At 30.5% G+C, this 25,265-nt stretch carries 23 protein-coding genes and 4 tRNA genes; 12 read left to right on the top strand and 15 right to left on the bottom strand.

Annotated features, from left to right (window positions below):
- Window positions 1–4 precede the first annotated feature (4 nt).
- The 9 genes from LN42_RS03920 to LN42_RS10925 all read right to left on the bottom strand — a co-directional run bounded on the left by LN42_RS03920 (window position 5) and on the right by LN42_RS10925 (window position 7,159).
- Window positions 5–1,213: a nicotinamide-nucleotide amidohydrolase family protein gene (locus tag LN42_RS03920; protein WP_075780394.1), complete on the bottom strand. Its 1,209-nt coding sequence runs from the start codon at window positions 1,211–1,213 to the stop codon at window positions 5–7.
- 129 nt (window positions 1,214–1,342) lie between these two features.
- Window positions 1,343–3,511 (bottom strand): glycogen debranching protein GlgX, encoded by a 2,169-nt coding sequence (glgX, locus tag LN42_RS03915; protein ID WP_075780393.1) that lies wholly within the window; start codon window positions 3,509–3,511, stop codon window positions 1,343–1,345.
- On the bottom strand, window positions 3,508–3,750 hold the full coding sequence (locus LN42_RS03910) for a DUF3783 domain-containing protein (protein ID WP_014296218.1): 243 nt from the start codon (window positions 3,748–3,750) through the stop codon (window positions 3,508–3,510). Before LN42_RS03910 ends, glgX begins: the two co-directional genes overlap by 4 nt.
- A gap of 72 nt (window positions 3,751–3,822) precedes the next feature.
- Window positions 3,823–5,271 (bottom strand): NAD(P)/FAD-dependent oxidoreductase, encoded by a 1,449-nt coding sequence (locus LN42_RS03905; protein WP_075780392.1) that lies wholly within the window; start codon window positions 5,269–5,271, stop codon window positions 3,823–3,825.
- 605 nt (window positions 5,272–5,876) lie between these two features.
- Window positions 5,877–5,953, bottom strand: a tRNA-Met gene (locus tag LN42_RS03900).
- A 10-nt stretch (window positions 5,954–5,963) separates the two neighbouring features.
- Window positions 5,964–6,040: transfer RNA gene (locus LN42_RS03895), tRNA-Met, on the bottom strand.
- A 29-nt stretch (window positions 6,041–6,069) separates the two neighbouring features.
- Window positions 6,070–6,158: transfer RNA gene (locus LN42_RS03890), tRNA-Leu, on the bottom strand.
- Between the two features lie 67 nt (window positions 6,159–6,225).
- Window positions 6,226–6,981 carry an ABC transporter ATP-binding protein gene (locus LN42_RS03885; RefSeq protein ID WP_014296216.1) on the bottom strand — a complete coding sequence of 252 codons (756 nt, stop codon included), beginning with the start codon at window positions 6,979–6,981 and terminating at the stop codon, window positions 6,226–6,228.
- A 4-nt stretch (window positions 6,982–6,985) separates the two neighbouring features.
- Window positions 6,986–7,159, bottom strand: coding sequence for a hypothetical protein (locus LN42_RS10925; protein WP_014296215.1), 174 nt, complete (start codon window positions 7,157–7,159; stop codon window positions 6,986–6,988).
- A gap of 317 nt (window positions 7,160–7,476) precedes the next feature.
- Between LN42_RS10925 and LN42_RS03880 the strand changes: the two genes are divergently transcribed.
- Window positions 7,477–7,564 (top strand) — tRNA-Leu (locus LN42_RS03880).
- Window positions 7,565–7,577: 13 nt separating this feature from the next.
- Here LN42_RS03880 and LN42_RS03875 read toward each other — a convergent pair.
- The 5 genes from LN42_RS03875 to surE are packed head-to-tail and all read right to left on the bottom strand — an operon-like array spanning window position 7,578 to window position 11,053.
- Entirely contained in the window at window positions 7,578–8,582 is a 1,005-nt protein-coding gene (locus LN42_RS03875; RefSeq protein WP_014296214.1) for a lysylphosphatidylglycerol synthase transmembrane domain-containing protein, read from the bottom strand.
- A gap of 15 nt (window positions 8,583–8,597) precedes the next feature.
- The gene (locus LN42_RS03870) at window positions 8,598–8,813 is read right to left on the bottom strand and encodes a heavy-metal-associated domain-containing protein (RefSeq protein ID WP_014296213.1); all 216 of its coding nucleotides are present in this window, start codon (window positions 8,811–8,813) and stop codon (window positions 8,598–8,600) included.
- Window positions 8,814–8,817: 4 nt separating this feature from the next.
- Entirely contained in the window at window positions 8,818–9,765 is a 948-nt protein-coding gene (gene fmt, locus LN42_RS03865; RefSeq protein WP_014296212.1) for a methionyl-tRNA formyltransferase, read from the bottom strand.
- Window positions 9,762–10,292 carry a peptide deformylase gene (gene def, locus LN42_RS03860; protein WP_014296211.1) on the bottom strand — a complete coding sequence of 177 codons (531 nt, stop codon included), beginning with the start codon at window positions 10,290–10,292 and terminating at the stop codon, window positions 9,762–9,764. The genes fmt and def overlap by 4 nt, the downstream gene beginning before the upstream one ends.
- Complete coding sequence (gene surE / locus LN42_RS03855) at window positions 10,292–11,053, bottom strand: 5'/3'-nucleotidase SurE (RefSeq protein ID WP_014296210.1); 762 nt, start codon at window positions 11,051–11,053, stop codon at window positions 10,292–10,294. Before surE ends, def begins: the two co-directional genes overlap by 1 nt.
- A gap of 268 nt (window positions 11,054–11,321) precedes the next feature.
- On the opposite strand from surE, the gene LN42_RS03850 reads away from it, so the two are divergent.
- From LN42_RS03850 to LN42_RS03830, 5 genes are all read left to right on the top strand, one after another.
- Window positions 11,322–13,259, top strand: coding sequence for a hypothetical protein (locus LN42_RS03850; RefSeq protein WP_075780391.1), 1,938 nt, complete (start codon window positions 11,322–11,324; stop codon window positions 13,257–13,259).
- Between the two features lie 5 nt (window positions 13,260–13,264).
- Complete coding sequence (locus LN42_RS03845; RefSeq protein WP_014296208.1) at window positions 13,265–14,356, top strand: BMP family protein; 1,092 nt, start codon at window positions 13,265–13,267, stop codon at window positions 14,354–14,356.
- A 190-nt stretch (window positions 14,357–14,546) separates the two neighbouring features.
- Window positions 14,547–16,085: an ABC transporter ATP-binding protein gene (locus LN42_RS03840; RefSeq protein ID WP_075780800.1), complete on the top strand. Its 1,539-nt coding sequence runs from the start codon at window positions 14,547–14,549 to the stop codon at window positions 16,083–16,085.
- Window positions 16,086–16,093: 8 nt separating this feature from the next.
- Window positions 16,094–17,143 (top strand): ABC transporter permease, encoded by a 1,050-nt coding sequence (locus LN42_RS03835; RefSeq protein ID WP_369804767.1) that lies wholly within the window; start codon window positions 16,094–16,096, stop codon window positions 17,141–17,143.
- A complete protein-coding gene (locus LN42_RS03830; protein WP_014296205.1) occupies window positions 17,140–18,090 on the top strand; it encodes an ABC transporter permease in 951 nt (316 codons plus the stop codon). The genes LN42_RS03835 and LN42_RS03830 overlap by 4 nt, the downstream gene beginning before the upstream one ends.
- A gap of 52 nt (window positions 18,091–18,142) precedes the next feature.
- Here the strand turns inward: LN42_RS03830 and LN42_RS03825 are convergent, their stop codons facing one another.
- Window positions 18,143–19,276: an amidohydrolase gene (locus tag LN42_RS03825; RefSeq protein WP_014296204.1), complete on the bottom strand. Its 1,134-nt coding sequence runs from the start codon at window positions 19,274–19,276 to the stop codon at window positions 18,143–18,145.
- A 222-nt stretch (window positions 19,277–19,498) separates the two neighbouring features.
- Here LN42_RS03825 and LN42_RS03820 point away from each other — a divergent pair, with 222 nt between their 5' ends.
- The 6 genes from LN42_RS03820 to LN42_RS03795 all read left to right on the top strand — a co-directional run bounded on the left by LN42_RS03820 (window position 19,499) and on the right by LN42_RS03795 (window position 25,249).
- Window positions 19,499–21,370: a ribonucleoside triphosphate reductase gene (locus LN42_RS03820; protein WP_014296203.1), complete on the top strand. Its 1,872-nt coding sequence runs from the start codon at window positions 19,499–19,501 to the stop codon at window positions 21,368–21,370.
- Window positions 21,371–21,374: 4 nt separating this feature from the next.
- Window positions 21,375–22,019, top strand: a complete 645-nt coding sequence (locus tag LN42_RS03815) for an anaerobic ribonucleoside-triphosphate reductase activating protein (RefSeq protein WP_075780390.1) — start codon at window positions 21,375–21,377, stop codon at window positions 22,017–22,019.
- A 68-nt stretch (window positions 22,020–22,087) separates the two neighbouring features.
- Complete coding sequence (locus LN42_RS03810) at window positions 22,088–23,008, top strand: diacylglycerol kinase family protein (RefSeq protein ID WP_014296201.1); 921 nt, start codon at window positions 22,088–22,090, stop codon at window positions 23,006–23,008.
- 22 nt (window positions 23,009–23,030) lie between these two features.
- Window positions 23,031–23,699, top strand: coding sequence for a DUF554 domain-containing protein (locus LN42_RS03805; protein WP_014296200.1), 669 nt, complete (start codon window positions 23,031–23,033; stop codon window positions 23,697–23,699).
- Between the two features lie 10 nt (window positions 23,700–23,709).
- Entirely contained in the window at window positions 23,710–24,339 is a 630-nt protein-coding gene (locus LN42_RS03800; protein ID WP_041638477.1) for an N-glycosylase/DNA lyase, read from the top strand.
- A 22-nt stretch (window positions 24,340–24,361) separates the two neighbouring features.
- On the top strand, window positions 24,362–25,249 hold the full coding sequence (locus LN42_RS03795; RefSeq protein ID WP_075780389.1) for a diguanylate cyclase: 888 nt from the start codon (window positions 24,362–24,364) through the stop codon (window positions 25,247–25,249).
- Window positions 25,250–25,265 lie beyond the last annotated feature (16 nt).

Below are 25,265 nucleotides of genomic sequence, written 5' to 3'. Positions count from 1 at the left end.
CCTCCTAAAGGAATATTTTAATAAATCTTATTATCGAGTAGTATACAGCTTTTTCGCGGATAGTTTCTCTATCTCCTGAGAAAAAATGTTTTTCAGATAGGATCAGATCTTTATTCTTTGAATAAAAACCAAACCACACTGTACCTACTGGCTTTTCTGGCGTTCCGCCGCCTGGCCCTGCAATTCCGCTAATTGATATAGCGTAATCGGTGTTAAATTTAGAGCTAACATTTTTTGCCATTTGTTCCACTGTTTCTTTACTTACAGCACCATATTTTTCAAGTGAATTTATATCAAGAATATTTTCTTTAATTTCATTTGAATATGCGATAATAGCACCTTTAAAAACCATAGATGATCCTGGAATATCGGTAATTATTTTGGATAAAAGACCACCTGTACATGATTCAGCAAAAGATATAGTCTGTTTCAATTCTTTTAGTTTATTATATAAATGTAGAACAGGATTTTCGGGTATAATATAATCCTTAATTTTTTTGTTTTTATGAATTTTATTTATAATCGTTTCATTATCTTCTTTTATTATAACAGAAGGTCCTATTGATAAATTTAGTTTTGTAGAATATTTTATATCTTTTAGTTCTTTTTCGAGAATAGACATTAAATTTGATTCGGTAATTCCGTGAAATTGGATTTTGGTAAAATTTCTGGGTGTTGTCTTAAATTGTAAAAAAAAGTTTATTAGATGATTGTTAAATATATTAATAGCTTCTTTTGGAGGACCTGGTAATATTATATAATATATATCTTTTTCTTTAATCAATTGCCCTGGGGCACTTCCTAATTCATTAGGTAAAATTTTTGCATTATCAATTATATAGGCCTGTTTTTTTAGTAAAGGATTAATAGATTTCCCTGCTTTTTTATATCTTTCCTGAATTGTTGTACAGAGTTTTTCATCATATTTTAAATCTTTATTTAAAAATTTTGCAACAGCTTCCCTGGTTAAATCGTCTTCAGTGGAACCTAAGCCACCAGTAATGATAATGATATTGTTTTTTTGTTGAACAAGGAATTTAAGGCCATTTATAATATTTTCAATATTATCTGCAACATTTATATGGTAAGTTATATTATATCCTAACTGATTGAGTTTTTGAGATAGTTCTTTAACGGTAATATTGGTAATATCACCTTCTATTAGTTCATCGCCTGTACTTAAAAAGCCTATTTTAATATATATCACTCCCATATAATTCTTACTTATATTTTACCACAAAAATCGAAAAAATTGACAATAAAATTTAATTGGAATATGTAAATAGGTATGATTTTGTTATATGTGAAAAGTATCGGTAATTTTTAAAAGAAAAAACTCAGATTAATCTTTTTGTGAAATTAATACAATTATGCTTTTTGGTGAAACTGGATAAAACTGTTCGTTGTAAATTTCCGGTATTTCTAAAAAGTCATCAGGACTATTCAGGTTTGTATCGATTATTCTATACCACTGTTTATTTTGAAGTTTTGGAAGTTCAAAGTTTAATGTATCGGTGTAAAAATTCATGGCTACATATATATCATTGTCTTCAGGGGTATCTGGATCATTATAATCAGAACCGCTAATCATAAAAGCAAGACTTCTGGAAAAGTATGAAAAGTCAGGATTAAATAATTTTACACCATGCCATGTTATATCTGGAATTCCATCACCTGTATAATCTCTACCTGTGAAGAAATGTTCTCTTCTAAGTGTATGATGTTTTTTTCTAAAAGTTATTAATAATTTTAGAAATCGATATATATCATTAAATTTTTCTTTTCTACTCCAATCAACCCAGTTTTTTATTGTATCCTGACAATAGGCATTATTATTTCCGTATTGAGTTCTACAGAATTCATCACCCATATATATCATAGGTGTTCCCTGAGAGAGCATTAATATGGTGAAAAAATTTTTAATTTGCTTTTTTCGTAAATTTATGATATTGATATCATCTGTTTCGCCTTCTACACCATAATTATAACTATAATTGTCGTTGGCTCCATCTCTGTTATTTTCGCCATTTTCTTCATTGTGTTTTTCATTATAAGAAACAAGATCCCATAATGTAAAACCGTCATGTGATGTAATGAAATTAACACTTACTACAGGGGATTTGTTTCCATATAAATCCTCACTTCCTGCAATTCTACAGGCTATTTCTCCGACCTGGCCTTCATCACCTCGCACAAATTTTCTTACTACATCTCTGAATTTTCCATTCCATTCAGCCCAGCCTTCAGGAAATGCGCCTAAAAAGTATCCTCCTGCGGCATCCCAGCCTTCTGCAATAAGTTTTGTTCCTGAAATAATCGGATCTTCTGCAATATCTTTTAATAATGAGAGATCACCAATCCAATTGCCGTTTTGGTCTCTTCCCAATATTGCAGCCAGGTCAAATCTAAATCCGTCTATATGCATTTCTGTAACCCAATATCTTAAACTATCTATAATTAGATTTTTTACAGCTGGATGATTGCAATTTAATGTGTTTCCACAACCGGAATAATTTTCATAATACCTTTTATTATTTTTATTTAGAACATAATATATTTCATTATCAATTCCACGAAATGAAAGAGTTGGTCCCTGTTCATTTCCTTCTCCTGTGTGATTATAAACAACATCAAGAATAATTTCAAAGCCTTCTTTATGAAGTTTTTTTACAAAATCTTTGAATTCAAAAACCTGTTCTCCTATTTTTATTCCTGTGGAATAATTTCCAGTTACTGCAAAAAAAGCAAGAGGATTATATCCCCACACATCTTTTAATCTTTCACCAGTTATTGGATTGGTTCTGGCGATGGAATCTGGATTAAATTCAAAAACAGGCATTAATTCAATAGCATTAACTCCCAATTCTTTTAAATGATCTAATTTTTCAAGAATACCTTTAAATGTTCCTGGGTTTTTAACTTTTGAATTTGGATTCATTGTAAATAATCTAACGTTCATTTCGTATATTATTAAATCTTTAAAGGGTATATTTGGGCGTATATCATCATCCCAATTATATTTTGTATCGTCTATAACAATTGATTTTGTAGGACTTACAGCAGAATCTAAAGTGGAAAAAGAAAGATCGAGTAATGGAGAAATTCTATCGTATCCGTATACACTTTCTTCATCCCAGTTATATGAACTTGAAATGGCTTTTGCATAGGGATCAGATAAAAGTTTATATTTATTGAAGCGTTTTCCATTTTTAGGATCATATATGCCATCAATTCTCCAACCATAGAATTGACCATGTTTTATTCCATGTATATAAATATGCCATGTATTTCCTGTTTTGTTTTTTTGTGGATCAAGAATGAAGATGTGAGAAGGTTTTTCATCATAAAAATTTTGATATAATTCTAAAGTTACAGATTCTCCATTTTTTGAAAAAATAGCAAAATTAACTCCTCCTGGATCAACTGTTGCACCAGGTTTTGGATATCCTCTTGAAGTTTTTAATTTTACAGAAGAATCTGGATTGTCGTAATAAAAATCATTGTTTTTCATGTTTTATTATTTTTATCCTCCATAGCTTTTTTTAAGGCTTTTTTTACTTCAATATCCTCGTTTTTTAATTCTTTGATTAAATCACCTATTGTCCAGTTAACATTTACCTTTGTTGTTGTTGCAAAGATTATTCTTGGTAATCCTTCAGTGTTTTTTATTGCTTTCATTATTTTATTTATTTCCTCGCTGGAAAAACCATTTAATATTATAGTTGGCGTGTCTTTTATTTCATCATACATTTTATATTCCTCCTGTTCAATCTTGATAACATTATAATTATATCATAAATACAACATAAAGATAAATTTTTATTAAATTTCAAGTTCTTTGAAAAATTTAAGGTTTACCTTTTTAGGTAAAAATCCGGATTTTTTATCGTTTTTTTCTATTTTGCTTTCGTTGATTTTGAGAACTTCTGCCATTATTTTCTTTATTCTTTGAGTACAAAATTCACCCTGACAAAAACCCATAGTTGCTCTTGTTCGACGTTTAACAGCATCGACAGTTTTTATAGGGATTTCCCGTGTTAATGCATCTATAATTTCTTTTTTGCTTACCATTTCACATCTACAAATTATTTGATCAGGAGAATCAATATTAAGCATATTATTTACTTCTTTATATGAAAGGTTCTTTTTTATTATAATAGGAGGTCTATATGGATCAAAATCATTTTTCTTTAATAATTTTAGACCAGAATTTTTCAATATATTTATCACCATTTTTGCAATAGCTGGTGAGGATGTCAAGCCAGGTGATTCTATTCCAGCAACGTTTATAAAACGTTCTTTTGTTTCTTCTATAATAAAGTCTCCAGTTGAAGGTGTAGGCCTTATTCCGGAAAAAGAAGTTAAAACTTTTCGTAAATCTATTTCAGGAACAGATTTTCTTGCGGTTTTTATTATATATTTTAATGTTTCAATATCTGTACCTGTATCGTCTTTATCGGTATTTTCATCAGCATTTGGCCCAATTAGAAGATTTCCATGATATGTTGGTGTAACAAGAATTCCTTTTCCTTTTTCTGTAGGGGTTTGAAAAATAACTCTATTTACTATTTTTCCATATCCTTTATGAAAAAGTATATATTGACCTTTTCGAGGTTTTATATAAAAATTTAGAATGCCAACCATATAAGCGATTTTATCGCTATACACTCCTGCTGCATTTATAATATATTTTGCTTTATAAGAATCTTTAGAGGTTTTTATGTAAAAGTGATCTGTGCTTTCTGATATATCCAGAACTTCGTTTTCCAGTTTTAATTCAACACCATTTTTTATTGCGTTTTCAGCTAATGCTATTGTAAACTCATATGGTGAGGTTATACCAACATCTTCAGCTAATAAGGCGATTTTTGCATTTCCGTTTATGTTTGGTTCTAAAGATAAAATTTCATCTGTATAGATAATTTTCATGTCATTAACTCCGTTTTTTAATCCATTTTCGTATAATTTTTGAATATTTTTTTCATCGTTTTCATCAAATCCTAATACTAAAGCTCCAGTTTTTTTATAACCGAAATTTAATTCGTCATTTAATTTTTCATATAATTTATTTCCTTCAACGCATAATTTTCCTTTTAATGTTCCGTGTTTTGCAGCATATCCTCCATGAATAATACCGCTATTCGCTTTTGAAGCACCATTGCTTACATCGTCGCTTTTTTCGAGTAATAAGATTTTTAAGTGGTATTTTGATAACTCTCTTGCAATAGCGCAACCTACTACTCCTGCACCAATAATGGCTATATCATACATAATTATCCCCCCGTAAATATATATTCAATTTGAAGTTTCTTTGTATTGGAAAAAATAAAAGCTTGTTCAAGCAACTTGAGTGCTAATCTTCAAAAATTCTCTTTGAAAGTAGAAAAATAATATTCTCTCATACGGCAAGAATTTTTGATCCTTGTTCTATAAAAAACACTCCTAAAAAGGTTCCTTCAGGCGGTGAAATTTCTTATAATTGTGAAAAATAAAAACTCATTCAGACAACTCGAACGCTGATCCTCAAAAACTGCTCATATACGCGGTGGCGCTTAGATTCTGCATCCCTGCAGAAGCTGCGCTCAAAAAAACATCCTGTTTTTTTGACCCTCTCCATTCGCAGTTTTTTCGGGCGTTCTTCGAGTCTTCATTCGTTTTTATTTTTCACAATATTTTTGTTGTTCCGGCTCAAGCAATATCTTCGTTTGGGAAATTCTTAGTCTTTGTTCGTATTATTCGTACTATTTTCTTCACCAGTTATTTTTATTTTTTACAACTGTCCTATAATGCCTGTTGTAAAAAATCTTCGTTCTGGTTAGTTTTATTACTTCTATTATACAACAAAAAAGCGCAGGATTTTAATCCTGCGCTTTTTCTGGTGGCGGCGAAGAGACTCGAACTCTTGACACTGCGGGTATGAACCGCATGCTCTAGCCAACTGAGCTACGCCGCCATATAAAAAATGGTAGCGGGGGTAGGATTTGAACCTACGACCTTCGGGTTATGAGCCCGACGAGCTACCAGGCTGCTCCACCCCGCACCACGTAATTTCCTTCTCTATAAATAAAATGGTGCCGAGGGAGGGACTTGAACCCTCACGGGTGTCTCCACCCAACGGATTTTAAGTCCGCAGCGTCTGCCAATTCCGCCACCTCGGCAACCTTTCTGGTTGAAAAACCATGATTATTCTACCATCTTTTTCCCTTTTTGTCAATACTTTTTTCGTTACAAGTTTTTGAATTTGTTTTTTTCGAAGTTTATTATTAATTCGTTTGGGGTGGTATCTGCAACTATTTTTCCATTATTTAAGATAATAACTCTGTTGCATATGTCTAAATATCTAAAGAGATTTCTTGTTGCAAATATTAGAATTCTATTTTGTTTTATTTCATTAATCACATCTTTTATACGTTTTAATAACGAATCATCTATATGATCTAAAATTGAATCAAACATGAAAACATTTGGATTTCTTGCAAGTGAGATAAATAAAAGCAAAGATAATTTATCCGCTGATGACCAATTTGATAGATTATCATAATATTTTAAATTACTTAAATCGAGGAATTTATCAACAAGATCCAATCTTTTTAATAAAGAAATGTGTTCATAGGATAAATTTTGTGGACTTACTCCTAAAGATAACTTCAGGAGTTCTTTTAAAGTTATGTAATTTAGATTTTGTAAATATTGCGGTTCAACATATGTAATATTACTTCTTAAATATTTTTTATCCTGTTCTCTAACGTCTTTTTCACCAAATTTTATTTCACCTTTTCCGTAAACGTTTTCAAATAATTCCTCGTTTAAATGTACAAAAGCTCTTAAAAGAGAGGATTTTCCAGAATTTCTCTCGCCATATATTAAAACAGAATCATTTGGATATAATTCAATATCTATAGCTTTTAGCACTTCTTTATTATTCATATATAATGAAAAGTTTTTTGCGGTTATTAATGGGGTATCTATATCATAAATCACGTTTTCACCCTTTTGATTTTATTTTATCTGATTCTGACTCCTTATTTGCATTTTCTATGGAATTAAAGAATCTTTTTTTAGTAAAATCCTTTAAAACTTCTTCATTTTCAATATCTTTTAATGTTTTAAGAAAATCGTATTGAGATAAGATGTTTATGTTCTTCTTCTGATAGTCCATATATACACCTCCCATTAGTAGGTCTATATATATAATAATACAAAAATATATACATTATTTTGAAGTTATATTTATTTTACAAATACAAAATGTAAAAATTTCTTTTTATGCTTCTATGTAAAATATAATACAGGCGTAATTTATCAATAGTAATTTACTTTTGAATAAGTAGAATAATGTTAGGTTAATAAACCAATACTAAATTATTAATTTCGAAAAATAGGTGTTTGAAAGAATAAGGTAAAAGAATTTTAATAAAAAAGTGCTTGACAAATTCTATAAGTTATTGTATAATCTATACGGTTTTGCTGACGCCTGCCGAGGTGGTGGAATCGGCAGACACGCATGGTTGAGGGCCATGTGGGAGTTTATCCCGTGCGGGTTCAAGTCCCGCCCTCGGCACCAAAAAACCGGCTGATTACTCAGCCGGTTTTTTTATTTTTTTCATTATGCTGTTTTTGTGATTTAATAGAACGACTATTCCACCAATTAATAAAACGAAATAATAAATACTAAATCGCCATAATACAATTGTGGCATTTAATTTATGAATATTAAGTATATCTTTGAATAATAATAAGAATATTCCTTCTGCACCACCAGCGGTTCCCGGTGTTGGGATTATTGATGAACTAATCTGTGTGATAATAGAACGCGAGATTGTATTTAAAGAGATGTTTATTCCGTATCCTTGGAGTATAATTGGTAAAACCATGAAAGAACAGGAAAATTGGAGAATACTTAAGAATACAATTAAAGTTATTTTTTTGAAGTTTTTAGCTTCTTCTTTGAATATTAGTATGAATGTTTTAACCTTTTCTATTATTGTATCTATATATTTTTCTGGATTTTTTAATAAACCAATTTTTTTAAGAAGGTTTGCAAAGTATAGTGTTGTTTTTATTGAAGCGTTTTGGTTAATTATATAAAATATTATTAAAAATACAGCCAGTAAATTTAATAACGTCCCAATTATAGAGGCAATTATAACATCTATATTTAAATAGAGTATGGAGTATATGGTTGAAAAAACTCCAAAAGAGGCCAGAATAATTTGAAATAAAAATGTTTTGAATAATATAATAGCTGTAGCTCTTGCAGGATCTATTCCGAATCTTGAGATGTATAAAATTTGAATAGGTTGGCCTCCAGTATAAAATGGAGTTAAATAGCTATAAAATTGACCTATCAATGTAAAATTTAAAGCATGTTTTATTGAAATATCTTTTAATAATATTTTTATTATAAAGCTTTCAATAAACCATTTTAATATAATAACTAACAATGCGATTAATAAAAATTTCCAGTTAAAAAAAGCAAAGGCTTTTATATTTTCATAAAAGCCTGTAAAACCTGAGATTAATATATATAATGTAATAGATGTAATGAAAGCAAATAAAAATCCATATAAATACTTTTTCATGATTAACAGCTTATTTTAATATTTTAGTTCGAAACCTTTTGTTTTTAATTTTTGGCTGATTTGCTCTCTTGTAACAATTTCATCATCATATGTGAGTTCAACTGCTCCAAATGCAGGTTCAATTTTGAATTTCTTTATTCCATCAATACTTTCGAGAATTTCCTTTATAACTTCTGCATCTTTTTCATTTCTAAAACCTTTTATCATGTACATGTTAAATGTTTCTGCCATGTTATCACTCTCCTTTTGTTATATTTTTTAGTGTATCCCCTATATTTATTTTTCTTCCATTATATGCATCATAGAAATTTATGGGTTTTTTTCCGGGAAATTGAATTTTTTTTACATAAATTGTTCCTGAACCGGTAGCAATTTCAGCACCGTTTTTGTCGATGTTAAGAATTTTTCCGGGTAAATCATTTTTGTTGTTATTATGTGGTAATACATTAAATAATTTTATTATTTCATCATTAAATAAAGTTTTTGCTCCTGGAATGGGATCATACGCTCTTATTTTGTTGAAAACAATCATATTATTTTCATACCAATTTATATATGTATCTTCATTGGTGATTTTATGTGCATATGTCGCTTCTGCATCGTTTTGAGGTGTAAGGTTTTGTGTATAATTTTCGAAATTATTTAAAAAATCAATTAAAGCATCAATACCAAGCTTTTCCAATTTTTCATAAACACTTTCAAGATTATCTTCAAGTAATATAGGTATTTCTCTCATTAGAGCAATTGGTCCAGCATCTAAAGCTTCTACAATTTTGAATATTGTAATGCCTGTTTTTGTTTCTCCGTTTTCTATAGCTCTTTGAATAGGTGCCGCACCTCTATATTTTGGTAATAAAGAAGCATGAACGTTCCAGCAACCATATTCTGGCAATTCAATTACATTGCTTTTTAATATTTTGCCAAATGCAACTGTAATAATTATATCAGGTTTTAATGATTTTAATGCTTCAAATCCCTTGCCTTTATTAACACTTTTTGGTTGAAAGATAGGAATATTATATTTTTCTGCGACTTTTTTTACAGGTGTTGGCTGAAGTTTTTTGCCACGTCCTTTTGGTTTATCCGGTTGTGAAAAAACTCCAACAACATTAAAATTGTTTTTTATTAATCCTTCTAAATGTGATGCTGCAAAATCAGGTGTTCCCATAAATACTATTCTCATGGCAGATCAACTTCCCCTAATTCTTTAGCAATTTTTCTTCCTTCTTTCATTAATTCGTTTATTTTTGACTTAACTTTTGCTTTTGCAGCTAACCCAACTCTGTCGATAAACAGTTTCCCTTCAAGATGATCATATTCGTGTTGGAAAATTCTTGCTGTATATTCATGCAATTCTTCTTCAACTATTTCGCCATTTTCATTTGTATATTTTACAATAATACCTTCTGGTCTTTTTACATTTAAAAATATTTTTGGAATACTTAAACAGCCTTCTTCAAATGAAACTTCTTCACCAAGAAATTTTATTATTTCAGGATTAATAACTTTTCTTAATTTATTTCCATCATCCATCACGAAAAATCTTCTACTAATACCTATTTGTGGTGCTGCAAGGCCAACACCATCTTCTCTGTACATCATTTCTGCCATTTCTTCAAGAAATTCTCTAAATTTATCATCTATTTTTTCCACTGGTTTTGCTTTTTTTCTTAAAACAGGGTCTCCAATTAATCTAACCTTGAAATCCATTATTCTCCTCCTTCAAATTTTTCTTTTAAAGAATTTAAAAATTCAAAATCTGTTAAGAAAGATTTTATAGGTGTGATTGACACATAATTTTCTTTTAAAACATAATAATCAGAATCGGGTTCATTGTCATCTTCAATTATTTCTCCAAGCATCCAGTAATATGTATTTCCAAAAGGATCTTTTCGTGCTTCAAAATAGTCTTTATATCTTCTTCTACTCTGTCGCGTTATTTTAAAACCCTTTAATTCTGAATATTCTACGCTTGGAACATTAATGTTAAGTGCTGTGAATTCGGGAATATCAAGAGAACATTTGTCAAGAAAGTCAAGGATAAATTTAGCTGCTGTTTCATAATTTGGATTTTGATAGTCTGATGTGGAAATTGCAATAGAAGGAATTTCATTCATAGCTCCTTCTAAAGCACCTGAGACTGTTCCTGAATAGAGTAAATCAGTTCCAAGATTAGGTCCTTTATTTATACCACTAATTACCATATCAATTTTTACATCTTTAAATATAGCATCTAAACCTAATTTTACACAATCTGCTGGTGTTCCGTTTACAGCATATCCTAAGAATTCATCATTGGAATATATTTTTTTTGCCCATAGAGGGTTTCTTATAGTGATAGCGTGTCCTGTGGCACTTCTTTCAACGTCAGGTGCAACAACATATACGTTATGTTTTTTTTCAAGATGTTTTTTTAATATATATATTCCCGGTGCCATTATACCATCATCATTTGTTACAAGAATATTCATTATATCACCTCAAAATTACAATTTTTATAAAACTTCATTCACAAACTACTGTAATAATGATTATACCATGTGTACTTTAAAAAAAATGGATTAGTTGCTTTAAACTTTAAAGAAGTCTGTTCAGGTTAAATTAAAATAATATATTTAATAAAAACGCTTTAGTATAGTTCTTGAAATAAAAAGAAAAATATGATAATATGCATGTGCAATTTTCTAAGGATTGTGATATAATTATGTTGAAAATGAAAATTCTTGAGGAGGTGCTTTCGTGAAAAAATATATCTGGCTAATTATTTTTTCAATACTTGTTGTTAACGTTTTCTCGTTGAATTTAAATGAGATAAAGACCTATTATGTGGAATATATAGATAAGTATAACAGCCATTCTGAGGATTTAAACTGGTTTTTTACTGAAATGAAAAATATGGGGCTTTATAAATTCTATAAATCCCAGATGGTAGGAAGTGCTGAGTATACAGATAGACCTTCATATATTTCAAAACATCTTTCTTCAATTGCAAGTCAGCACAAATTTGATTCTTTAGAGCAGGAAATAGCATTTTCAGGATTTTTAAGTTATGTTCAAAATGTTCTTGCAGGAAAGGATATGTCTGAAGAAAGTATTAGATCATTACCTGCATTTTATCTTGCAATGGAAGAATATTCTTCATATTTACAGGATACAGGATTTTTGTATATAAAGAATACAATTGCATATTCATTAGGACTTGTAAAAGATTCGCCAAATAAAACGTTGACTAAAAGAAGAATGAAAAATAGAAATGCAGAATTAGAATTTCCTGAATATTATACATATGAAGGAAAACCTGATGCATTTTTTGATAAAATTATTGAAGAAAATAAAGATGTACTAAATGAAGGAATTTTAGAGATATCCAAAACAAGATTAACAGGAGAAGATCTTGAAATAGAAATAGATGATCTTGCCTCAAAGGTTTTATCTTTTGTTCCAGAAACAATAAAAAATGATACAAAAGCTGTTATAGATATATTCCTCGATAATGCAAAGATTGAAAGAAGCAATGATTGGATAAGGTTTGCTGTTTATGCTGGGTTAATTATATTAATTTTATTGCTTAAAAAGAAGGATCTTTTCCAGTGGTTATTCCTCGGTATAGTTCTTGTTGAAAGTGTATATATAATAAAATATTTTGATTTTACAAAAGATATAACAACTGCATTTATTTATGGTTCATTCTTCGTGGTATTCTTTGCCATGATTTTAATTACAATGTTCTTCCAGGCTTTTGGAAGAAATATGCACTGGTTAAGGAGAGTTATAAATGTATCTTTACTTGTGTTAATATTGCTTATTGTTAATGTTCCTCTTGTAAAAGATGTAAAAGAGGTAAGAATGGATGAAAACCCAGATTTTCATAATTCTATTATGCAGAAGGCTTTATTAAATGATGTTTTATTATTCCCTCATGCTTTTGTTAATAAAGATATAGCATTTATTGGCTCACAATTGTCCGCAGAGTATTCTGAAGCAAGAAATATATATACAATATCTTTAAAGAAATTTTTAGTGGATTCAGGAAAAAAGAAGATTTTAGATTATGTTAATTTTGAAGATGGAAAGGCTTCTATTGATATTTTAAAACAGGGATTGTATTATGATAATAAAGATGTATATAATGAAATATTCAGTAATTATAAAAAAGCATTAGAAGAATTTGAGAGAAATTCAAAAATTCGACAAAAAGATATAGATTCAAGATTAAAAGAGTATAATGCACATATGAAAAATATTTTGATTTATTCTGATGATGTTTTTGCCAATACTTTAAAATCAAACATTGAAAGTAAAATGATAAAAACCAATGTTTTAAAGGACTATAAAGCTAACCTGTTAAATGTATTTTCGGAAGAAAAGGCAATTCCAATTGATTTAAAAGCTTTGATTTCAGACTGGGGAACAAAGGTAATGTTATTGTTGATACTTGGTTTTATATACTTCTTTGTAAATGAAAAGATAATGTTTAAGTTAGTAGGATTGGGTATTATGACAGTTGCTTCAATTCTTGCATTTATAAAACCTGGTACAATTGAAGTATTATCAGAATTTAAATATCCAGTTTTAAATGCCACAATGTTTAGTGTTAATACTACATTTGGTATGTTAATGTTATTATTCACCGCACTTAGCGGATTATTAATCCTAAATTTTCATAAAGGGAGGTAAGGTATATGAAGAAAGCAGTTCTTTTCTTATTGGTATTGGCATTTGTAGTTTCTTCATTTGCATTTAAGGTTATTATGGTAACAGACGTTGGGGGATTAGGTGACAAGTCATTTAATGATGGTGCTTGGGCAGGAGTTTTAAGAGCAAGAGATAAATACGGAATTGATGTTCAGGTAATTCAGTCAAAGGAACAGAGTGACTATGTAGATAACCTTTCAAACGCTGCAAAAGAAGCAGATGTTGTTATTGCTGTAGGATTTATGATGAGTAATGCATTATTTGACGTTGCTCCACAATACCCAGCAACAAAGTTCATAGGTATTGATATTGCTCCACCAGAAGGAGGAAATGTTCCAAAGAACATTCAATTATACTTATTTAAAGAACAGGAATCAGCATTCTTTGTAGGTTACTTAGCAGCTGCTATGACAAAAACAGGAAAAGTAGGATTTATTGGTGGTATCGCTATTCCACCAGTTGAAAGATTTAGATATGGTTATGTAGCAGGTGTTAAAGCATACAACGATATTTATGGAGAAAATGTAGAAGTTATTGTTGGTTATACAGATTCATTTACAGATGCTGCAAAAGGTAAATCAATGGCATTAGCACAATTTGACCAGGGTGCAGATATCATCTTCGCAGCAGCAGGTGCTTGTGGAAATGGTGTTATTGATGCTGCAAAAGAAAAATCATTAAAAGTATACGGTTTAGATGCAAATGCTGATTTAGCAAAAATTGTTGATGCTTACTATGAAAAAGGCGAAGGATACTTTGCAATTGGTGTTGACTCAGACCAGGATTACATGGCACCAGGTTATGTTTTAGCAAGTGCTTTAAAGAGAGTTGACAATGCATCATATTATGGTGTAAGAGATGCATACAGAAACAGATTTAAAGGTGGATTAGAAGTATTAGGTGCACAGGAAGATGGTGTTGGATTATCACCAATGAAATACACAAAAGGTATGGTTCCTTCAAGAATCTTAGCAGAAGTTGAATACTTAAATTATGCAATTAAAACAGGTATGTTAGTAGTTCCTGATAATGAAAATGATTTAAACAACTTCACAACAGATATCGAATTTCCATTTTAATTGAATTTTATTGATAGTAATACAGGGGGCGGGTTATTCCCGCCTCATTTATAAATTTAATTGTTAATACTTTATGAATATTGTGAGATATTCATAAAGTATTAACAATAACTAATAGCAGCTTGTTCAGGAGGTGTAAAAGTTGAGTATAGATCTTTCTTCTATTAATAAAAAGGAATACGCTGTAATAATGAAAGATATTGTTAAGCGTTTCCCTAAAGTTCTCGCAAACGATCATGTTAATTTTTTAGTGAAAAAGGGAGAGGTTCATTCTATAATCGGTGAAAACGGTGCAGGAAAATCAACATTGATGAACCAGCTTTATGGACTTTATACACCAACATCCGGAGATATTTATATTTTTGGTGAAAAAAAGGTGTTTAAAGGTCCAGGTGATGCCATAAAAGCTGGTATTGGTATGGTTCACCAGCATTTTATGCTTGTGGATACATTAACAGTTGCAGAAAATATAGTTCTTGGTTCTGAACCAAAAAGAGGAATGACATTTGATTTAAAAAAGGCCAGAAAGGAAGTTAAAGAACTTTCAGAAAAATACGGTTTGTTTGTAGATGTTGATGCAAAAATCGAGGATATACCAGTAGGTATGCAACAGAGAGTTGAGATTTTAAAAACCATTTATAGAGGTGCTGAAATCTTAATTCTTGATGAACCTACAGCAGTTTTGACTCCACAGGAAACAAAAGAATTATTTGAAATTATCAATAAACTTCGTGAAGATGGAAAAACAATTATTTTTATTTCTCATAAATTACACGAAGTTATGGAAATTAGTGATAATATTACTGTTATGAGATTGGGTAAAGTTACAGGGCATGTTGCAGCTAAAGATACAAATGCAAGAGAACTTGCTAATATGATGGTTGGTAGAGAAGTTGTTTTAAGAGTAGAAAAATCTGAAAAGGAACCTGGAGACACCATTGTTGAAGTTGAAGATTTATGGATAAAGGATAATAGAGGTTTAGATGCAGTTAGAGGTGTATCATTTAAAATAAGAAAAGGTGAAGTTCTTGGAGTTGCTGGTGTTGCAGGTAATGGTCAAACAGAGCTTGTAGAAGCTTTAACAGGGCTTAGAAAAATAGAAAATGGAAAATACTTATATAAAGGTGAGGATGTTTCAAAGAAAACCGTTAGAGAATTAAGAGAAAGAAATATTGGTCATATTCCAGAAGATAGATTTAAATATGCTATGGTTAAGGAATTTCCAAATTATTACAATATGATTCTTGGGAAGCATTATAAAGAACCATTTGCAAAGAATGGATTTTTAAACCATGATGTAATTTATAAGAATGCAGATATTCTTGTAAAAAGATTTGACGTAAGGCCACCAGATAGAACAATACCAACAGGAAATCTTTCAGGAGGTAATCAGCAAAAGGTTGTTATTGCAAGAGAGGTTAGCTTTAATCCGGAATTTATAGTTATTGCTCAACCTACAAGAGGTCTTGATGTTGGAGCTATTGAATATGTTCATAAAGAAATCTTGAATCTCAGAGAAAAAGATGTTGCTGTATTACTTGTTTCAATGGAACTTGAAGAAGTATTATCTCTTTCTGATAGAATAATTGTTATGTATGAAGGAGAAATAATGGGTGAAGTTAAACCAGATGAGGTAACAATAGAAGAAATAGGGTTAATGATGGCTGGTCATAAATTAGAAGATATAAAGCTTGAAGAAAAGCTGTCACATGGAGGGGATTCAAATTGAAAAATAAAATCTCTAAAAATGCAATGAGTATTCTCGTTCCAGTAGTATCTGTTATAATTGCGTTATTTATAGCAGCAATTGTTATTTTATTAATAGGTAAAAATCCTATAAGTGCATATTGGGTTATGTTGAAAGGGGCATTTGGAGATAAGGCAGCATGGGCAGCAAATATCTCAAAAATGATGTCGCTTGTATTAACAGGTCTTGCTGTAGGATTTGGTTTTAAAGCAGGTATATTTAATATAGGTGCTGAAGGACAAATGATGATGGGAGCTATAACGGCTACTTTTGTTGGAATAAATTTAGGTAATGTTTCACCTGTATTTGCTATTCCGATAACAATGCTTGCAGGAATTTTAGGTGGCGCATTCTGGGCATCAATAGCGGGTTACTTAAAGGCAGCAACAGGTGCACATGAAGTTATTACAACAATAATGCTTAACTGGATAGCTGTGTATTTAACAAATTACTTTGTTGTTGGTCCTTTAGCTGTTGGTCAGGGAGTTCCAAAGTCACCTGAAATTGCTCAAAGTGCTCAACTTCCACCTTTAATGACAGTTCAGGCGAATACATTACCATCAGGTATAATTATTTCAATAGTAATGGCATTTCTGGTTTATATATTACTTGAAAAAACAACAACAGGTTATGAAGTAAAAGCGGTAGGTTATAATCTTTATGCAGCAGAAGCAGGAGCAATTTCTTTAAAGAAAAATATAGTGTTAACAATGGCTATTAGTGGTGCTTTAGCAGGATTAGCAGGTGCTTTGGAAGTAATGGCTATTCATCATAGGATTTTTGCTGATTTCAGTGGTGGTAAAGGTTTTGATGGTATATCAATTGCATTGATTGGTCAGAATAATCCAATTGGAATCATCTTTGCAGCATTCCTTATATCTTCATTAAGAACGGGTTCAAATGCCATGCAATTTGCAAGGGTTCCAGATGATATAGTTACAATAATTCAAGGTATTATTATATTCTTTGTTGCAGCAGATAGAATTGTTAGAACATGGATTTTGAAATTTTCATCCCCAAAAGGTGGTGAATCTAAATGAATGTATTTGAAGCTATAATTGCAAGTTTAACAAGTCCGGTATTTTATAAATTGATGTTAATGAGTGCAACTCCTTTAATATTTGCAGCTTTAGGTGGTGTTTTTAGTGAAGTTACCGGGGTTACAAATATTGCTCTTGAAGGTATTATGAAATTAGGAGCATTTACAGCTGTTGTTTTTACATTTTACACAGGTAACCCATGGATAGGATTAGCAGGAGCTTTAATTGCTGGAGTTCTATTTTCATGGCTTCATGCATATGTTTCAATTAGATGGAGTGCAGATCAGATTGTTAGTGCTACAGCTTTAATCCTTATTGCTACAGGTTTAACAGCATTTTTAATGGAACCAATATTTGGACATTCAGGACAAACAGACTTTGTTGCAAAGATTCCAAAAGTAAAATTTGAAGCTATACAAAATGTACCTTTTATCGGTGAAATATTCGATGAAATGAGTATTTTTGTATATCTCGCATTTATAGCAGTTGCTTTAAGCTGGTTCTTAATTTATAAAACACCTTTGGGATTAAGAATGAGAGCAGTTGGTGAAAATCCAAAAGCAGCAGATACATTGGGTGTAAATGTATTTGGAATTAGATATTTTGGTGTTTTAATGAGTGGATTGTTAGCTGCATTTGGTGGAGCATATTTAAGTATAGGTGAATTAGGACAATTCCAGGAAAATATGCCAAGTGGTAAAGGGTTTATTGCATTAGCAGCTATGATTCTTGGTAACTGGAATCCTGTTGGTGCAATGTGGGCAGCGTTGCTTTTCGGAGCTTCTGATGCTTTAAATATTCAATTGCAATCTATTCTTGATATACCACCAGAAATGAAAGCTTTACTTAATTTATTACCATTCTTGGTAACAATAATTGTTGTTAGCGGATTTGTTGGAAAGACAAGACCACCAGCAGCAGATGGTATCCCATACGAAAAGGAATAATTTTAATATAATAAAAGCGGAATCCAGATTTGGATTCCGCTTTTATTATTGGTTATAATACTTTTTTCCCTTCAATATAAACACTTTCAGCTTTAGCTCTAATATCAAATGGATGATAATTCCAGATTGCAATATCGGCATCTTTTCCAGGTTCTAATGAACCAACTCTATCATCGATTTTTAAAATTTTTGCACCATTTATGGTAAGCATTTTTAATAAATCCTCTTCTTTAGCTCCGTATCTCATCCCGAGAGCAGCCTGAACATTCGCATGTTCTAAATGCAATACAGGATGATCACACATTAAACCTGCTAAAATACCTTTTTCATTTACTATTCTTAATAAGTCGAAAGACATATCTTTTAATTCTAATTTTGTTCTAAAGCCAAATAATGGTCCTACAACAAGAGGAATATTCTTTTCTTTTATATAATCTGCTATCTTATATGCTTCAGTTGCATGTTCAATTACCACGTCAAATCCAAATTCTTCAGATAATCTAATAGCTGTTAATATATCATCAGCCCTATGAGCGTGAATTCTTGCAGGAATTTCTCTTTTTAACACTTTTTCACCAATTTCCATCTTTAAATCATATTCATTAAAATCTTCTTTTTCTTTCTTTTTCATATAGTTTTTAACTTTTAAAAAGAATTCCCTTATTACAGCAACGCTTCCAAGTCTTGTTGCTGGCATTTTGTTTTGATTTCCATAAACTCTTTTAGGATTTTCCCCCATTGCCATTTTTAATCCTGCAGGTTCTTTTACTATCATTTCATCTACTATATTTGATCTAAACTTTAAAATTGCTCCCTGTCCTCCGATTGGATTTGCACTTCCAGGTAAAACCATTACTGTAGTTACACCGCCTTCTAAAGCCCTTTTAATAGCAGCATCTTCTGGATAGAAAGCGTCAATTACCCTTACCTGTGCGGTGTTTGGATCTGTCATTTCATTTCCGTCCTGATATGACATTCCCACACCTTCCTCGAATACACCAATATGTGAATGAGCATCTACAAATCCTGGAAACAAAAATTTTCCAGAAACATCTACAATTTCATCTGCTTTTTCATCTATTTTTTCTGCAATTTTTTTGATTTTTCCATTTTCAACAAGTAAATCACCTTTAAGTGGTTTTGAAGTAATAGGATAGATAGTTGCACCTTTAAATAAAATCTTCATAAAAATCCCTCCTGTTTGAATAAGATATTTATATTGATTATATCATATTTTAATTCGTAAAGCAAATTAATTTCTTACAAAAAATTAACATTCACACCTAATATATATCTATATTGATTTTGAATTTTTTCTACCCGAATTATCGGAAATGCATACATATTGTATTTTAACATATAATATGATACAATATATCGTGCTATAGAGAAAAATGGAGGTGGGGAAATGAATTTGATTTATGATTATCTTGAAAACAGGGATTGGAAGGTTAGGGAAAATTCCAATATGCAGTATTCGCTTCAAGGATTGAATAATCATATACATCAGGAAATAACAAAGGAATTCTGGCTTAATGAAGTATATGATAAATACAACAAAAAAATTAGTGAGTATCATAAAAGGGGATTTATGCATATACATGATTTAGGTGCTTTATCCGCATATTGTGTTGGATGGGATTTGGAAGACTTATTGAGGCGAGGATTTAATGGGGTTCCTGGCAAAGTTGCATCAGGGCCAGCAAGACATTTTAGAACAGCATTGGGACAGATAGTTAATTTTTTATATACAATGCAGGGTGAAGCTGCTGGAGCAGTCGCCTTCTCGAATTTTGATACCTTATTGGCACCATTTATAAAATACGATAATCTTTCATATGAACAGGTAAAACAGGCAATGCAGGAATTTATATTTAACATGAATGTGCCTACAAGGGTTGGATTTCAATCTCCATTTAGCAATATAACAATGGATTTAACAGTTCCGTCTACTCATAAGGATAAACATGTAATTATTGGTGGAAAGGAAAGAGAAGAAACATATAGCGAGTTCCAGATTGAAATGGATATGATAAATAAAGCTTTTATAGAGGTAATGCTTGAGGGAGATTATGATGGAAGACCATTTTCATTTCCTATTCCAACATATAATATCACAAAGGATTTTAATTGGGATAGTGAAGTTGCAACAATGATAATGACAATGACAATGAAATATGGAACGCCATATTTCGCCAATTATATTAATTCCGACATGAATCCAGAAGACGCGCGTTCAATGTGCTGTAGGTTAAAACTTGATAATAGACAGGTAATCAATCATATGAAAGAATTGTCTTTTGGTTTTGTTAATGCAGATAAAGGAGAAAAAGAAGAAACAGAGGTTAAGAGAAGAGGAGGGTTATTTGGTTCTAATCCATTAACAGGTTCTATAGGTGTTGTTACTGTAAACATGCCAAGGTTGATGTATTTGTCTAACGGAAATAAAGAAAAATTTTATTCATTACTTGATGATGTAATGAATATAGCAAAGGAAAGTCTGGAAATAAAGAGGCAATATGTTGAAGAATGGACGAAACAGGGATTGTATCCATATACAAAGGTTTATCTTGATAATGTATATCAATTGACAGGTCAATATTGGGCAAATCACTTTTCCACAATAGGGTTTGTTGGTATGCATGAAGGATTGCTTAATTTTGGAATAGAAGATGGCATAGTAAATCCAGAAGGAAAGAAATTTGCTGAAGAGATAATGAATTACATGCTTGATAGATTAAATGAATTTAATAAAGAGACAGGTAATTTGTATAATCTTGAAGCTTCACCAGCTGAAGGAACAACATATAGACTTGCAAAAATAGATTTAAATGAATTTAAGGATATAAAACATGCCGGAACTGAAGAAAATCCATATTATACAAATTCTGTGCATCCTCCTGTGAATTATTTTGAAGATCCATTTGACTTACTTGAACATCAGGAAGGGTTGCAAAACAAGTGGACTGGTGGAACGGTAATACATATATTTGTTGGGGAAAAAATTACAGATGGCGAAGCATTGAAGGAATTTATAAGGATAGCTTTTGAAAACCATTCATTGCCATATATGAGTATTACGCCAACATTTTCAATATGTCCTGATCACGGATATATTGCAGGAGAACATTTTGAATGTCCATATTGTGGAAAGAAAACAGAGGTATATTCACGTGTAGTGGGATATTATAGACCAGTGCAAAATTGGAATGACGGTAAACAACAGGAATATATGGAAAGAATACAGTTCAGATTGAATAAAGAGATTATCAGGGGATGATAAAATGATTATTGCCGGTATTAGAACGTTTAGTTTTGTGGATTATCCGGGAAAGATTTCAGCTGTTTTATATACAGGTGGTTGCAATTTCAGATGTTCATGGTGCCATAATTGGAAAATAGCATATGCCGATGATTATAAAAAATTAAACGGGGAAGAAGTATTAAATAAATTAAAGGGTTTGAGAAAAAGATTAAACGCAATATGTATTACAGGTGGTGAACCTACAATACATAAGGATTTGCCAGATTTAATACGTAAAATAAAAAATCTTGGATATAGTGTTAAATTGGATACTAATGGGACCAATCCAGAAATGTTAAGAGAACTTGTAGAAAGTAATTTAATTGATTATGTGGCAATGGATATAAAAGCAGATTTTAAGAATTATACAAAGTTAATTAGTAGGAATTATTCATTTGAAAAAGAAATAAAAGAAAGTATAGATATTTTAAGAAATTTAAATATAAATTATGAATTCAGGATGACATATGTTCCTGGTTTATCGAAGGAAGAAGATGTTGAATTTTTTGAAGAATTTTTATTGCCAGATGAAAAAGGATATATAACAATAGCCAATTCAACAGAGATATTTGAAATAAATAAAAAAGGAATAGATCTTAATGTAAAAAAATTAATTTTAAGGTAATCCGTTGTGGGTTACCTTATTTTTTTATGATATAATATAATGTGAATAAAATTTCGTAGGAGGAAAATATGAAGAAATATTATATAATAGTAAATCCACATTCTTCTGGCGGAAAAGCAAAAGAAAAATGGAAAGTAATTGAAAAAAAATTAAAAGAATTAAAGATAGATTTTGAGAAAGTTTTTACCAGTAGAAGAATGCATGCATATTCTTTAACAATTGAAGCAATAAAAGATGGATATAAACGCTTTTTAATAGTAGGTGGAGATGGGACGGTAAATGAAGTTGTTAACGGTTTTTTTTCTCAAGAATTTGAAAAAACAGAAAATTTATTAATAGGTTTAATTCCAACGGGAACTGGAAATGATTGGGGGAAAACAGTAGGAATTCCAGTGGATATATATGAAGCAATAGATGTTTTAAAACATGAAAAGGTATATACGCAGGATGTTGGGTTTGTAAAATATTATAATGATGAAAAGGAAGAAAAAAGATTTTTTGTGAATATTGCCGGCATGTTTTTTGATGCTGAAGTTACCAGAAGAACCAATAATTCTAAGGATAAAAATAAAAGTTCTTCCTTTTCATATCTTTTAAATTTATTATCTTCTTTATTTAAATATACATCGCAAAATGCAATTATTTCATATGAAAATAAAAGTTTAAATAAAAAGATTTTTTCAATGGCGGTTGGTATATGTAAATATAGTGGCGGGGGAATGAAAATGGTTCCAGAAGCAATTCCGGATGACGGTAAGTTAGATGTAACAATAGTAAATGATTTACCAAAATGGGTAGTCGTTCAAAAAATTAAAAAATTATTTGATGGAAGTTTTATAAAGGAACCATGGGTGGATTATTTTAGAACGGAAAAATTATCAATAAATTCTCAGGAAAAAATATATCTTGAAGTTGATGGCGAAAGCCTGGGGCATTCGCCATTTGAATTTGGGATTATAAAGAAAGCATTAAATGTTTTGGTAAAATAAAAAAGATAGGGGTGGAAATGTTATGATACCAACATTGGTAAATGCTATAGCCGTTGTTATAGGAAGCTTAATTGGATTATTCGCAAAAAAGAATATTCCTGATAGATTAAAGACTATTCTCTTTTATGGTGTTGGTTTGACTACTCTTGGAATTGGTATTAAAATGACAATGGAAGTAAATAATTTTCTTATAGTGTTGGGTTCAATGGCAATAGGAGGGTTAATAGGCGAAATTTTAGATATAGAAGGTTGGTTGAAAAGAATAGGAGATTCTATGCATGAAGGAGATTTTTCAACTGGATTTGTAATGTCCTCTATATTATTTTTAGTTGGACCTTTAACAATTATAGGTTCTATAACAGCAGGCTTAACTGGAGATGGAACGTTAATCTATACCAAATCTTTATTAGACGGAATCTCGTCAATGGTATTGGCATCAATTTATGGTTTAGGGGTTATGATTTCTGCCGGCTCTGTTTTAGTAGTTCAGGGAAGTATAGTGTTATTAGCCTCTACTTTATCTTTTTTAACAAATGAAATATATTTAAATGATCTTGTAGCAGTTGGTGGATTAATGGTATTAGGGCTTGGATTTAAAATATTGGAAATAAAAGATGCCAGAATAGGTAATTTTTTACCGGCATTAATTGTTTCGCCAATTCTTGTGTGGATTGTAACCTTATTTAAATGAGTGAGGTGTAATAATGAAATTAGTTGAGGATATTAAAAATATATATGATGAAGCAAAACCACTTGTGGAAAAACGATGGAGTGAATTTGTTGAACTTGGGAAAAATGGAAGTGAAGAAGAATTATTTTCTGAATTATGTTTTTGTATTCTTACAGCCAATTGGAGCGCCAAAGGAGGTATAAAAGCTCAAAAAGAAATAGGAATAAATGGTTTTATAGAACTTCCTCTTGATGAATTGGAATTAGCTTTAAGAAAGGTTGGACATAGATTTCCAAGAGCGAGGGCCCAATATATTGTTTCTAATAGATGGATTATTGGAAAGATAAAACCTTTGTTTTTCCTTCCTTATTATCATTTTAGAGAATTTATAGTTAATAATATAAAAGGAATAGGTTGGAAGGAAGCAAGTCATTTTTTAAGAAATATTGGGTATGGAGATGTTGCTATTTTAGATAAGCATATTATGAGATTAATGCTTGAAAATCAATTAATTGATGAAATTCCAAAAGGTGGATGGACTAAGAAAAGATATCTGGAATACGAAAAACGCTTAAAGGTTTTAGAAGAATATTTTAACGAACCAATAGGGAAATTAGATCTATATTTATGGTATCTTGTAAAAAAGGATGTAGATAAATAAACGAGAGGTAGGGGGATTAACCATGAATATTCTCGTTGTAGAAGATTCAAAGCTTGAAAGACTTTATTTAAAGGATTTCTTTAATAAATTTAATTATAATGTGTTGGTGGCATCAGATGGATACGAGGCACTGGAAATACATAATAACCAGAATATCGATTTAATGGTGCTGGATTTAATTATGCCAGGCATTAGCGGGTTTGAAGTGTGTGAAGAAATAAGGAAAAAAGAAAATAATTCAGATCATTATACATATATAATCATGCTAACAGGAAGAACCGATAAAGAAGATATAATAAAAGGACTGGAAATAGGTGCAGATGATTATGTAATTAAACCTTTTGATGAAAATGAATTAAGAGTACGTATTTCTGTTGGTGAGAGAATAGTATCAATGTATAAAAAAATATTGGAATTAAATAAAAAACTTGAATATGAATCTACTCATGATGATTTAACAAAAATCTATAATAGAAAAGAGATTTATTCCAGATTGAAAAACGAATTATCAAATAATCCAATTATTGCAATTCTTGATCTCGATTTTTTTAAAAAAATAAATGATACATATGGACATTTAGCCGGTAATTATGTATTAAGTGAATTTGCGAAAATTGTAAAAGAGATTGTAGGTGATTTTGGAGAATTTGGAAGATTTGGTGGAGAAGAGTTTTTAATATTTTTTAAAGGAAATATTTTAGAATCACAGGCTCTTGAAATATTGGAAAAAATTAGAAATATAATATATATGTATGATTTTAACTTTGAAGGACAATCAATAAAAGTTACTGTAAGTATAGGAGCAACCAGAAATAATGGTCAATATAACATAGATCAGATTCTTGCAATTGCAGATGATAATTTATATGAAGCTAAAAAAGAAGGAAGAAATAGAATTATATATAAATAATTCTATATATAAGAAA

The sequence above is a fragment of the Marinitoga sp. 1137 genome (genome assembly GCF_001941525.1).
Taxonomy (GTDB): domain Bacteria; phylum Thermotogota; class Thermotogae; order Petrotogales; family Petrotogaceae; genus Marinitoga; species Marinitoga piezophila.
This window is presented reverse-complemented; position numbering and strand designations above follow the sequence as displayed.